Genomic DNA, 12,917 nt, shown 5'->3' with positions numbered 1-12,917 from the left:
TTTGCAGCCCCGACTTTATGGGATTGGCGACTGTGCTAGAATGCCCCACCTTATAGTCCGTAAAACCATTTAATAATCGGAGCCCCTGTCGTCATGTTCAACGCTTCCCGCCAAGTGACCTGGCCGCGCCTGAAAAGCGCCATTTCCAAGGATGATGCCATTGAGCAGCGTATCGACGCGCTATTGCATCGAATGACCCTCGAACAGAAGGTGGGTCAGATGATTCAACCGGAGATCAAACAGGTGACCCCGGACGATATCCGGGACTTCCACTTGGGCTCGGTGCTCAACGGCGGCGGCAGTGTGCCCAACAATGACCGGTACGCTCAGGCGAGTGACTGGGTCGCCCTGGCCGATCAGTTTTGGGAAGCCTCTATGGATGACCGGGATGGACGCCTGCCTATTCCCATCATGTGGGGAACCGATGCGGTGCACGGGGTGGGCAACCTGGTGGGGGCCACCCTGTTTCCACACAATATTGCGCTCGGTGCTGCCCACAATCCCGAACTGATTCGCCGCATTGGCGAGGCGACCGCCCGGGAGATTGTCGCGACCGGTCTGGACTGGGATTTTTCGCCCACTGTTGCTGTGGCCAGAGACGATCGCTGGGGTCGGACCTATGAATCCTGGGCGGAAGACCCGGAACTGGTGCGTGCCTATGCCGGTGAGATGGTGCGGGGGCTTCAGGGGCAGGGTGAGACTTGCCTGGATGAGCAGCATGTCATTGCCACCGCCAAACACTTTATCGGTGACGGTGGCACGGTGAACGGCATCGATCGGGGTGACAATGTCGATTCCGAGGAGCGCTTGCGGGACATTCACGGTGCGGGCTATTTCAGTGCGATCGAGTCCGGCGTGCAGGCCGTGATGGCGTCATTCAATAGCTGGCACGGTGAGCCGCTCCACGGTCACCATCACCTGCTGACCCGTGTCCTGAAAGAACAGATGGGCTTTGATGGCCTGGTGGTGGGGGATTGGAATGGTCACGCCTTCATCCCCGGCGCCGATGTGCTGAACTGTCCTCAGGCGATCAATGCGGGGCTCGATATTTTCATGGTGCCACACCCCGAGTGGAAAACCCTGTTCCACAATACCGTAGCGCAAGTGCGCGACGGTACGATTTCGTTGGCGCGCATTGACGATGCGGTGCGTCGGATTCTGCGGGTGAAGTTGCGCGCGGGTCTGTTTGAGCGGGATCGTCCCTCAAGCCGGACCCTCGCGGGTCGACAGTCACTCATTGGGGCCCCAGAGCATCGGGACGTGGCCCGTCAGGCGGTGCGTGAATCCCTGGTGCTATTGAAAAACCGCGATCAGTTGCTTCCGCTCAACCCAAAACAGCGGGTGCTTTTGGCGGGCGACGGCATCGACAATATCAGCAAGCAGGTGGGCGGCTGGTCGGTCACCTGGCAGGGCACCGGAACGGACGCTCGGGACTTTCCGGGCGCCACCACCGTCAGCGCCGGCATTGAGGCCACCATTCGTGATGCCGGTGGCGAGGTGTTCGTCAGTCCGGGCGGTCAGTGCGACGAGTCCGTGGATGTGGCCATCGTCCTGTTCGGGGAGGACCCCTACGCCGAAATGCAGGGCGACGTGCAGAATGTCCAATACAAGCCCCGCGACACGCGGGACTGGGAGCTGCTCAAGTCCCTCAAAGCTCGGGGCATTCCGGTGGTATCCCTGTTTATTACTGGTCGTCCGCTGTGGGTGAACCGCGAGCTGAACGCCTCCGATGCATTTGTGGTCATCTGGCAGCCGGGCACCGAAGGGGGAGGCGTTGCCGACGTGTTGTTTATCGACACCGAGGATCAGGTGCGTCATCCGATCAAGGGGAAGCTGAGTTTCTCCTGGCCCGACCGCCCGGATCAGTGCCCCCTGAATATGGGCGAGCCCGGCTATGCGCCGCTGTTTCCCTACGGCTACGGTCTGTCTTACGGACAGGAGGATCCGCTGGGCGACGATCTGTCGGAGGAGGGCCTGCGACTACCCGCTACCGAGGATGTCTGGACGCTGTTCAAGATGCGCCCGCTGGACGCCTGGCAGGTGGAAGTCGAGGGCCAGGTGAACGACAAGGCGGTGATGAAGGGCAACCAGGTGCAAGTGTCCACGGTAACGGTGAATGCGGTAGACCGTGAGGTGCAGGAGGATGCCCGGCAGGTGATCTGGAATGGTGATGGTTTCGGCGCCATGGCGCTGGCGACCCGGGATCGTCAGGTGTTGACGGATTATTGGAAGGCTAACGGCGCTCTGGTGGTGGACGTGAAGGTGGATCGCGCCCCCACGGCACCGGTGCAGTGGCGCGTGGGCTGTGGCCCGTCGGCGCTGTCTCAGGTGGATGTCACTGAAGAGCTGCGCGCTTTGGCGGGGCAGGGCTGGCAGACACTGTCCATCGCCCTGGACCGCTTCCCCGACGTCGGCTCGGATTTCGGCCTGGTCCTCCCCCCGGAAGAGTTCTTCACCCGCGTCCTCGAGCCCTTCAGCCTCGCGACCGAAGGCGAGCTGGAGCTAACTTTCTCGGGTGTACGTATTGAGAAAGGGTCGTTTTAAAAGGACGGTCGGTCTTTAGTGCTTCGGTCAAAGGGCTGCGGGAGGGTAGGTAGTTGCGAGACACGCCGTGAACCCATCCCTGGGGGCTCATCACCCGCCGTCCAGGCGGGTGACGGTCTCGCAACTACCTACCCTCCCTCCGCGGCGGCAGATTCACGTTCCGGGAATTAGCGCCTTTGCACCAAACACTCTCTAAAATCGTAGGGTGGATAAGGGGGTGAAACCCCCGTCATCCACCTTTGGTAAAGTCGTCAGCCTCGTTATTGGTGGATGGCGCACTTCGTGCTTATCCACCCTACGCGTCCCTTAAGGCAAGTATTACCGCTGGTGCTAGTTCCCGAAACTTTGAATCTGGCACAGCGGAGGGAGGGTATACCGCTCCGGGACCGTCACCCGCCTGGACGGCGGGTGATGAGCCTACATGGACGTATTTACGGCGTGTCCCGGAGCGGTATACCTCCCGCAGCCCTCTGGCCGGAGTAGCAGTCCACCTCAAGGTGAAAGCCCCAACCCTTGATATTCCCCCGAAAGCCCCCATTACCCACCCACAGAATTCAAACCCCGACCAGTGATGGTTGGGAGTTGTGTTTAATGCCAATTGTATGACAGGAGCTACGCACCCATGACCGTGGACGCCCATAAAGAAACGCTTGGATTCCAGACCGAAGCCAAACAACTGCTGCACCTGATGATCCACTCGCTCTACTCCAACCGCGAGATCTTCCTGCGCGAGCTCATCTCCAACGCCTCCGATGCGGCGGACAAACTGCGCTTCGAAGCCCTGGAAAATGACAGCCTCTACGAAGGCGACAGCGAACTCAAAGTGCGTGTCAGCGTCGACAAAGAAGCCAAGACGCTCACCATCAGCGACAACGGCATCGGCATGTCCCGGGACGAGGTCATCGAGCATCTGGGCACCATCGCCAAGTCCGGTACCGCCCAGTTTCTTAAAAACCTGACCGGTGACCAGAAGAAAGACTCCAAACTGATTGGTCAATTCGGGGTGGGTTTTTACTCCGCCTTTATCGTCGCCGACAAGGTTGTGGTGACCACCCGCAAGGCCGGCTTGCCGGCCAGCGAAGCGGTGCGCTGGGAAAGTGCCGGTGAGGCGGAATTCAGTGTCGAAACCGTCGAGAAGGCTGACCGTGGTACGTCTATTGAGCTGCACCTGCGCAGCGATGCCGACGAGTTTGCCGATGACTGGCGCCTGCGCTCGATCATCAAAAAGTACTCCGACCACATCGATATTCCGGTGCTGATGCAGAAGCTGCAGACCTCCGAAGAGGACAAGGATAAGGCGCCCGAGGACGAAGTGGTCAACACCGCGACCGCGCTCTGGACCCGCTCTCGTTCCGATATCAGCGATGAAGAGTACAAAGAGTTTTACAAGCATGTCAGCCACGATTATGCCGATCCGCTGACCTGGAGCCACAACCGGGTGGAAGGCAAGCTGGACTACACCAGCCTGTTGTACGTGCCGGAGCATGCCCCGTTTGATCTGTACAACCGGGACGGCGCTCGCGGCCTGAAGCTTTACGTACAGCGCACTTTCATCATGGATGACGCCGAGCAGTTTCTGCCGCTGTATCTGCGCTTTATCAAAGGGGTAGTAGATTCCAACGATCTGTCCCTGAACGTCTCGCGGGAAATCCTGCAGAAAGACCCGAACATCGACACCATGCGCACCGCGCTGACCAAGCGGGTGCTGGATATGCTAACCAAAATGGCCAAGAACGAGCCGGAGCAGTACGCGAAGTTCTGGACAGAGTTTGGTCAGGTGCTGAAAGAGGGGCCGGCGGAGGATTTCGCCAACCGCGAGAAAATCGCCAAGCTGCTGCGCTTTGCCAGCACCCACACTGACAAGCCAGAGCAGGATCAGTCCCTGGATGATTACATCAGCCGGATGCAGGAAGGCCAGGACAAGATCTATTACATTGCGGCGGAGAACTTCAACACCGCCAAGAACAGCCCGCATCTGGAAGTGTTCCGCAAGAAGGGCATCGAGGTGCTGCTGATGTTCGATCGGGTGGACGAGTGGTTGATGAGCCATCTGATGGAGTACGACGGCAAGTCATTCCAGGACGCCGGCAAGGGCGAGCTGGACCTCGGCAAGCTGGACTCCGAGGACGAAAAGCAGGCTCAGGAGAAGCAGGCCGAGGAACTCAAGCCGCTGCTGGAGCGGGTCAAGAAGGCCCTGGAGAACGAGGTGGCCGAGGTGCGCATTACCCATCGCCTGACCGAGTCGCCCGCCTGTGTGGTGGTGGCCGAGCATGAAATGGGCGCCCAGATGCGCCGTATTCTGGAGCAGGCCGGACAGAAAGTGCCCGAGTCCAAGCCCAGTTTCGAGCTCAATCCGGACCATCCGCTGGTGCAGAAACTGGATCAGGAGCCGGATGAAGACCGCTTTGCCGATCTGGCCAAAGTGCTGTTCGATCAGGCCAACCTGGCCGAAGGCACCCAGTTGGAAGACCCGGCGGCTTATGTGCAGCGCCTGAACAAGCTGCTGTTGGAATTGAGCCACTAAGGGCCATCATGGTTTGGCAACGGCGGATGCGCCTTCGGCTTATCCGCCCTACGCGTGCTGCGGTGGTTGGGCAACGGCGGATGCGGCCTCTGGCCTCCGATGCGTCGGACCGATCCGCCCTACGGCCGAGCGCAGCGGAATGAATCCCGCGTAGGGCGGATCGGTCCGACGCATCGGAGCGCAGCGCATCCGCCGTTACCCAAATCCGCCGCATCCGCCGTCACCCAATACTTTGACCTGAAATCCGCCCCCTTGCTTGTACCTCTGGTCCGGTATAAGCTAGCCTAAGTTGTTGAAATTGGACAAAAATAAGTGCAAGGCCAGCACGGGGTGCCCAGCGACGTAAACAGCGGGGACCCTCTTCTCCAATAACAGGGCAAATGCCATGACCAAATCGGAACTGATCGAGTACATTGCCGAGCAACAGGACCAACTGCCGGTCAAAGACATTGAGTTAGCGGTCAAGCTCATTCTCGACCACATGGCCGACGTACTCTCATCCGGCGAGCGGATCGAAATACGCGGCTTTGGAAGCTTCTCTCTGCACTACCGGGCCCCCCGTATGGGCCGCAACCCGAAAACCGGCGAAACGGTTGAACTCGAAGGCAAGTATGTCCCTCACTTCAAGCCGGGTAAGGAGATGCGCGATCGTGTTAACGAAAGCCTGCACCACTGACGCACCCGATCCCAAGGTTATCGCCCCATGAAACCACTTCTGCGCTGGATTAAAGTCGCCCTGTTGGTGCTCGCGTTTCTGTTGGGCGTCTGGTTCGCGCTGGAAAACGCTCAGGCGGTACCGGTCACTTTGATGGGATTGGGGCTTCCCAGCCTGTCTCTGGGCGTCTGGCTGTTGATCTTCACCGCGTTGGGTACCCTGTTGGGCATGGCGGTCAGCCTGCCGCCGGTGCTGCGACTGCGCCGTCAGCTGCGCGCCCGTGAACGACAACTCGCCCGGTGCGAGAAAGAGCTCAAGCAACTTCGCCTGCAACCCATCCGGGATTGATGCCCATGGTCGATATCGGCTTGTTTGGCCTGATCATGGTGGCGATTGCGGCGGGCTTTTTGCTCGGCTGGCGGCAGCGTGGTCGTCGCCTGCAGCAGGAGAATCAGCACTATGGCCCCAAGTATTTCAAGGGGCTCAGTTACCTGCTGAATGAACAGGCCGACAGCGCCGTGGATGCCTTTATCGAGTCCCTGGAGGTCAACTCTGATACCCTCGAAACCCACCTGGCCCTGGGCAATCTTCTGCGTCGCAAGGGTGAAATTGCCAAAGCCACCCGCATTCACCAGAACCTGTTGGCTCGCCCCAGTCTGACCACTCCGCAACTCCATGAAGCCCAGCTGGAACTGGCCCGCGACTTTATCCGGGCGGGGCTGTTGGATCGTGCGGAAGGCTTGCTCCACGAGTTGGTGGATGTAAACAGCCAATATAAATCCGAAGCGCTCACCCACCTGATTGAAATCTACCAGGACGAAAAAGACTGGGAAAAAGCCATTGAGGCCGCCAATCAGATCGGCCAGCGTCGCTTTGGCCGAAACACCGGCGAGCGGGCCATAGCGCGGGCGCACTTTTGTTGTGAGCTGGCGGAAGACGCCATGGAACGGAACGATCTGCTCACCGCGCGCCGCCAGTTGCAGAAAGCGCTGGGCTTTGATCGCCAGTCGGTGCGCGCCAGCCTGCTCTGGGGCCAGTTGGAACACGGCCAGGGTAATGAACGCGAAGCGCTGAAAATTCTGCAGCGCATTCCCCACCAGGACCCTGAGCTGGTGGTGGAGAGTCTGGAGCTGGTATGTGCCTGCTACGAGCGCCTGGGTGACAGTAAAGGGCTGCAGCGTTATCTGGAAGAGCTGCTGGCCCAATATCCGAGCAGCTCCCTGGTGATCAAAATGGCCGAGCAGGTGCGCTGGGCACGGGATGATTACGCGGCGGCGGATTTTATCGCCGAGCATCTGCGTCAGCGGCCCACCATCAAGCTGTTGAACCGGCTGGTCGAGTTGTATCTGCTGCACTCCGAGGGCAGGGCGCGAGACAACCTGCAACTGCTCAAGCAACTGGTGGATCAGGTGTTGGAGGCCAAGCCCAGCCACCACTGCCGCAAATGTGGATTCACCGGCAACCAGCTGCACTGGCTGTGTCCCAGCTGCAAGACCTGGGGCAGCATCACACCTATTACCGGGGTGGAAGGGGAGTAGTACCGGTTCGGCGGTAGTGTCCCCTCCATCGCAGGAGTTAATAGGCGCCAAACGGGTGAAATTTTCTCCCAATCCCCTATAATGTCCGGCCGTCAGGCTGCGTCGGTTCAACCTCCCACAACAAGACAGCCACTACTTCTGCCGGATGAAGCCGCCCCCTTATTGGTTACGGGCGCCGGGGAAGCCACTGAATTTATACCCAAAACGGAGACACATTGTGAAAGCACCTGTACGCGTTACTGTCACCGGCGCCGCCGGTCAAATCAGCTACTCACTTCTGTTCCGCATCGCCGCTGGCGAAATGCTGGGCAAAGATCAGCCGGTCATTCTGCAACTGCTGGAAATCACTCCGGCGCTCAAGGCCCTCGAAGGCGTAGCCATGGAGCTGGACGACTGTGCCTTTCCGCTGCTGGCAGGCATGACCTGCACCGACGATCCGGCGGTGGCTTTCAAAGACACCGATTACGCGCTGCTCGTAGGTGCCCGTCCCCGTGGTCCCGGTATGGAGCGTAAGGACCTGCTGGAAGCCAACGCCAAGATTTTCTCTGTTCAGGGCAAGGCGCTGAATGACCACGCCTCCCGCGACGTAAAAGTGCTGGTGGTCGGCAACCCCGCCAACACCAACGCCCTGATCGCTCAGCGCAACGCTCCGGATCTGGATCCGCGTCAGTTCACCGCCATGACCCGTCTGGACCACAACCGTGCCCTGACTCAACTGGCCCAGAAAACCGGCAAAACCATCAACGACATTACCCACCTGACCATCTGGGGCAATCACTCCTCGACTCAGTATCCGGACATTCACCAGACCAAAGTGGCCGGCACCAACGCCATGGAACTGGTTGACCAGTCTTGGTACGAGAGTGACTTCATTCCGGTGGTACAGAAGCGCGGTGCGGCCATCATTGATGCCCGTGGCGCCTCCTCCGCGGCATCCGCAGCCAATGCGGCGATTTTCCATATGCGCGACTGGGCGCTGGGCAGTGCGGAAGGTGATTGGGTCAGCATGGGCGTGTACAGCGATGGCAGCTACGGCATCGACAAGGGCCTGATTTACTCTTTCCCCTGCGTGTGCAAAAACGGCGACTGGGAAATTGTTCAGGGTGTGGAGATCAATGATTTCTCCCGCGAGAAGATGCAGGCCACCGAAAAAGAGCTACAGGAAGAGCGTGACGCAGTGAAGGATCTGCTGCCGGCATAAGGCGGCTTTAGTGGTGTCGGATTACGGCCCTTCGGGCCTAATCCGACCTGCTGAATAGGATCGGCCCGTAGGTCGGATTAGCGCTCAGCGCGTAATCCGACACCTCATCCAATCCCTCGACTGACGACTACACCGCACTGATCGCCACCTTCCCACGACGGGTTTCGCCGGGCGCCAATGTCCATCCCTCATCCAGTACCGCCCCCCGTTCCAGACACACAAACCCCTGTTCGTTACCTTCTCCCATATCGTCCATGGCCGCCGCTTTTTCGGCGCCGGGGTTCCAGGTGACCAGGCTGGGACAATTTTCATGGCTCAGCCGCAGGCGCGGTGTTGGCTCCAGAGTCACCTCGGATTCCACGTCGGGGAACACCCGGTCCACTTCCCCGGTGAAGGTCAGGGGGCCGCTTTGCCTCAGACGGGCGTGGTTCTGCAGGTTGTCCAGATAGTCCCGTCCGGCAAGCACCGGCACCCGAACATCGCTTAGTGTCTGCACCGGCAGATAGCTGTGCAGCGCCCAGGTGAAATCCGCGGTGTGGGAGTCGTGATTGGTCAGGCTCAGTTCCAGCTCAATGGTCTGCCCCAATACCATTCGCAGGGCTGCAGTAAAGGGTTGCGTAAACCGCTCATCGCCGGGGTGTTCCAGTTCAAACCAGAGTTCGCAGCGACCGTTATCGGCCTGGGCCACCTGCGTGAGCGCCCAGTCGGAGGTGCGGGCGAAACCGTGCTGGGGTTTATGTTCGTCGGGATGGGGGCCAAACCAGGGCAGACAGACCGGTACCCCGCCGCGCAGCGCCTTGCCTGGCTCGAATTGGCATTGGGGGCTCAGCCAGAGCAGGGGTGTGCCGTCGGCCTTGGTGAAGGACAGCAACTGAGCGCCCTGGGGGGCGACCACGGCCTGACACAGGTCGGTGTCAATGCGAATCAGGGGCAGTCCTGTGCCCTGAGCGTCGGGAAACAGGGTTTTGCTGTCGGTCAAAGTGATCCCCGCGTAGGGGCGCACCAGATCGGCCAATGCGGGCATAGTGACTCCTCGTCGACGGACGTTGTGAAGAAAAACCGTCCTATTTTACGCCAAATGGGGGAAAACAGACCATGTTGCCGGTGGCAAAACCGGCTATTTTGCTCCGCCGCCCGCTCACCCTTTGGCTTTCGGCCACGCAGCCAGTATCATGCGCACCCTGAAATCAGCGAAAGAAAGAGGCCGGCGTGAGTCAACAGCAATTTGTCATTGGTCAGCGGTGGGTGAGCGACACCGAAGCGGAACTGGGTCTGGGCATCGTCCTGGAAACCGACGAGCGACAGGTCACCTTGGGGTTCCCGGCCGCCGGTCAGCGTCGGACTTACGCGCTGCGCAGTGCGCCGGTCAGTCGGGTCCGTTATCAGGTGGACGAGGTGATCAGCCACCAGGACGGCACCACCATCACCATCGCCGAGGTCATGGAGCAGGGGCTGTTGCTGGCCTACAAAGGTTATACCGAGGAAGGGGACGAGCACCTGATTCCGGAGTTTGAACTGGACAGCTTTGTCCAATTCAGCACGCCCCGCGAGCGCCTGTTTTCCGGGCAGATCGACAAGTACACTCATTTCAGCCTGCGCCACAAGACCCTGGATACTCTGCACCGCCACCGGCAGAGCGCGGTTTATGGCCTGAGTGGTCCGCGCATTCAACCGCTGCCACACCAGTTGTACATTGCCAGCGAAGTGGGGCGACGTCAGGCGCCTCGGGTGCTCTTGGCGGATGAGGTTGGCCTGGGTAAAACCATCGAAGCGGGCCTTATTCTGCATCAGCAGCTGATGACCGGGCGGGTCCGTCGCGCGCTGGTAGTGGTGCCCGAAAGTCTGCAGCATCAGTGGCTGGTGGAAATGCTGCGACGCTTCAACCTGAGCTTTACGCTGTTGGATGAAGCGCGCTGCCAGGGCATGGCCGGGCTGGACGATATCGATCCGTCCCTGTTGCCCGATGACGAAGAAATTGTGATTGCCGAGGCCGAGGACAATCCCTTTGAAAGCGAACAGCTGATTCTCTGCTCCCTGGAGTTTCTGACCGGCAGTGAGCAGCGCTACCAGCAGGCGGTAGAAGCCGGCTGGGATCTGTTATTGGTGGATGAAGCCCATCACCTTCAGTGGCACGATGGCGAGCCCAGTGCCTCCTACCGCTGCATTGAGGGACTCTCCAAAGTCTCGGACGGCCTGTTGCTGCTGACCGCGACACCGGAGCAGCTGGGTGTGGAAAGCCACTTCGCCCGTCTGCGCCTGCTGGACCCGGATCGCTACCATGACCTGAATGCCTTTCTCGCCGAGCACGATGGCTACGAAGCGCTCAATCAGCGGGTGCAGGGTTTGTTGGCCGCCCGTGATGGGAGCTCAAGCGATGTAGTGAACGCACTGGATAGCGCCCTGACCGACTACCTGTCGGAGGCGGAACTCAAACGCCTCAAAGCCCAGGCCAAGGACCAGCCGAGTGAAGCCGTGGGGCAGGCGATTCACGCCCTGCTGGATCGCCACGGCACCGGCCGGGTACTGTTTCGCAATACCCGGGCGTCGGTATCCGGCTTCCCGGAGCGCAAGTTGCACAACCATCCTCTGGACCTGGAAGACGATGACCTGATGGCCCTGAGCGAGCGGCCTCTGGACGAACAACTGCGGCCGGAAAATTTCTGGTTCGAGCACCGGGGGGCCGATTGGTGGCTGGTGGACCCGCGGGTCGACTGGCTGAGTGATTTTCTGAAAAGCCAGCGCGGCAACAAGGTGCTGGTCATCTGCGCCAGCGCCGACAGCGCCCAGGCACTGGAACTCTATTTGCGCCTGCGCAAAGGCATCGCCTCGGCCGTTTTCCATGAGCACCTGAGTCTGCTGGAGCGCGACCGGGCCGCCGCCTATTTTGCTGATCAGGAAGCCGGCGCTCAGGTATTGATCTGTTCGGAGATCGGCAGTGAGGGGCGCAACTTCCAGTTCGCCCAGGACCTGGTGCTGTTTGACCTGCCTCTGAACCCGGACCTGCTGGAGCAACGCATCGGTCGCCTGGACCGCATCGGCCAACAGGGGCAGGTCAATATCCATACGCCGCACTACGCGGATACCGCCCAGGAACACCTGCTGTACTGGTATCACCGTGGCCTGGACGCCTTCGAGCACACCTGTGCCATTGGCCGGACACTGTACGATGAGTTTGAAGCGCGACTGCTCGCCTCGCTCACCGATGTCGACGACACCGCATTCGATGCACTGCTGGACGACACCCGCGAGCGTGCCGAAGCCCTGCGGGCGCAATTGCAGGCCGGACGGGATCGCCTGTTGGAGCTGAACTCCTGCCAGCCGGAAAAAGCCGCACCTCTGGTCGAGGCGCTGGAACAACAGGACTCCGATGAAACGCTGCCGGCCTACCTGGAGCGGGTGTTCGACGCTTTCGGGATTGATCAGGACGAGCACGGCGAACAGAGCTGGGTGGTGCACCCGAGCGAACAGATGCGCGTCTCCCACTTCCCCGGTCTGGTGGAAGAGGGCATGACCGTGACCTTTGATCGCGATCTCGCCCTGTCCCGGGAAGACATGCACTACCTGACCTGGGAGCACCCAATGGTACATGGCGCCCAGGAAATGATTGCCCACAGCGAATTCGGCAACACCGCTCTGGCCACCATCAAACTACCGCCCCTGAAGCCCGGCACCCTGCTGTTGGAAGCCCTGTTCGTACTGCACTGCCCGGCGCCGCGCGCACTGCAACTGGACCGCTACCTGCCTGAATCGGTCCTGCGGGTTCTGCTCGATCCAAAAGGCAAAGACCTCAGCGGCGCACTCGCAGCGGGCAAGCTCGACAGCCTCCTGCAAAAAGTCCCACGCCCCAGCGCCCAGGACCTCGTCCGCCACGCCCGCCCACAACTGGCGGAAATGATGGACCAGGCCGAAGCCCTGGTCGCACCCAAGCAACAGGCCCTGATCGACGACGCACGCACACGAGTGACCCAAGCGCTGTCCGCAGAGCTTGAGCGCCTGCGGGCATTGGCCGAAGTGAACCCGAACGTCCGCCACCAGGAAATCGAAACGCTTGAAAAACAGCTCGCGGATTCCGAGCAGTACTTGAATCGTGCGCAACTGCGAATGGACGCAGTGCGTGTCATTATGACGGTATGACGGCCCGGCCGTCCCAGAGGATTCTGAATGTATATATTTTCCGCCAATGGCACCGCGCGTGCGGATCGCGACGACATCAAAGCCGGCGACAAAAAGCCGTTTATCGTCTACATCGACTACGTGGATTTATTCGGTGCGGAACAACTGTGCAAAATCTACCTGATGCGTGCGGGCTTCACCGAAATCGAAATTGAAAACCGCAAATACGTGGCCGACACCCTACGCAAAGACCCTCGCGTCGTGGAAGCCGACAAAGCCATGCAGGCCGCCATCAAAGGCGGCTACATGATTCAGATGTTTGACGAGTAAAAAATATAACGT

The 12,917-nt window shown here is 60.1% G+C and carries 9 protein-coding genes; 8 read left to right on the top strand and 1 reads right to left on the bottom strand.

Annotation, left to right across the window (positions count from 1 at the left end):
* The first annotated feature begins 93 nt into the window (after window positions 1-93).
* From N645_RS0105075 to N645_RS0105050, 6 genes are all read left to right on the top strand, one after another.
* On the top strand, window positions 94-2,544 hold the full coding sequence (locus N645_RS0105075; RefSeq protein WP_304412286.1) for an exo 1,3/1,4-beta-D-glucan glucohydrolase: 2,451 nt from the start codon (window positions 94-96) through the stop codon (window positions 2,542-2,544).
* Window positions 2,545-3,166: 622 nt separating this feature from the next.
* Entirely contained in the window at window positions 3,167-5,068 is a 1,902-nt protein-coding gene (htpG, locus tag N645_RS0105070; RefSeq protein ID WP_024460429.1) for a molecular chaperone HtpG, read from the top strand.
* Window positions 5,069-5,453: 385 nt separating this feature from the next.
* Window positions 5,454-5,744: an integration host factor subunit beta gene (gene ihfB / locus N645_RS0105065; protein WP_024460428.1), complete on the top strand. Its 291-nt coding sequence runs from the start codon at window positions 5,454-5,456 to the stop codon at window positions 5,742-5,744.
* Between the two features lie 27 nt (window positions 5,745-5,771).
* A complete protein-coding gene (locus N645_RS0105060) occupies window positions 5,772-6,071 on the top strand; it encodes a lipopolysaccharide assembly protein LapA domain-containing protein (RefSeq protein ID WP_051174265.1) in 300 nt (99 codons plus the stop codon).
* 5 nt (window positions 6,072-6,076) lie between these two features.
* The gene (lapB, locus tag N645_RS0105055; protein ID WP_024460426.1) at window positions 6,077-7,261 is read left to right on the top strand and encodes a lipopolysaccharide assembly protein LapB; all 1,185 of its coding nucleotides are present in this window, start codon (window positions 6,077-6,079) and stop codon (window positions 7,259-7,261) included.
* Between the two features lie 217 nt (window positions 7,262-7,478).
* Entirely contained in the window at window positions 7,479-8,462 is a 984-nt protein-coding gene (locus tag N645_RS0105050; protein ID WP_024460425.1) for a malate dehydrogenase, read from the top strand.
* A gap of 127 nt (window positions 8,463-8,589) precedes the next feature.
* Here the strand turns inward: N645_RS0105050 and N645_RS0105045 are convergent, their stop codons facing one another.
* Window positions 8,590-9,486, bottom strand: a complete 897-nt coding sequence (locus tag N645_RS0105045; protein ID WP_024460424.1) for a D-hexose-6-phosphate mutarotase — start codon at window positions 9,484-9,486, stop codon at window positions 8,590-8,592.
* A gap of 185 nt (window positions 9,487-9,671) precedes the next feature.
* On the opposite strand from N645_RS0105045, the gene rapA reads away from it, so the two are divergent.
* Both rapA and N645_RS0105035 read left to right on the top strand, forming a co-directional pair.
* Window positions 9,672-12,596 carry an RNA polymerase-associated protein RapA gene (gene rapA / locus N645_RS0105040; RefSeq protein ID WP_024460423.1) on the top strand — a complete coding sequence of 975 codons (2,925 nt, stop codon included), beginning with the start codon at window positions 9,672-9,674 and terminating at the stop codon, window positions 12,594-12,596.
* A 27-nt stretch (window positions 12,597-12,623) separates the two neighbouring features.
* On the top strand, window positions 12,624-12,905 hold the full coding sequence (locus N645_RS0105035) for a hypothetical protein (RefSeq protein ID WP_024460422.1): 282 nt from the start codon (window positions 12,624-12,626) through the stop codon (window positions 12,903-12,905).
* Window positions 12,906-12,917: the final 12 nt, after the last annotated feature.

Source organism: Marinimicrobium sp. LS-A18 (genome assembly GCF_000463525.1).
In the GTDB taxonomy this organism is placed as follows: Bacteria; Pseudomonadota; Gammaproteobacteria; order Pseudomonadales; family Cellvibrionaceae; genus Marinimicrobium; species Marinimicrobium koreense.
Note: the sequence above shows the minus strand (reverse complement) of the source record. Positions and strands in the feature narration are given on the sequence as shown.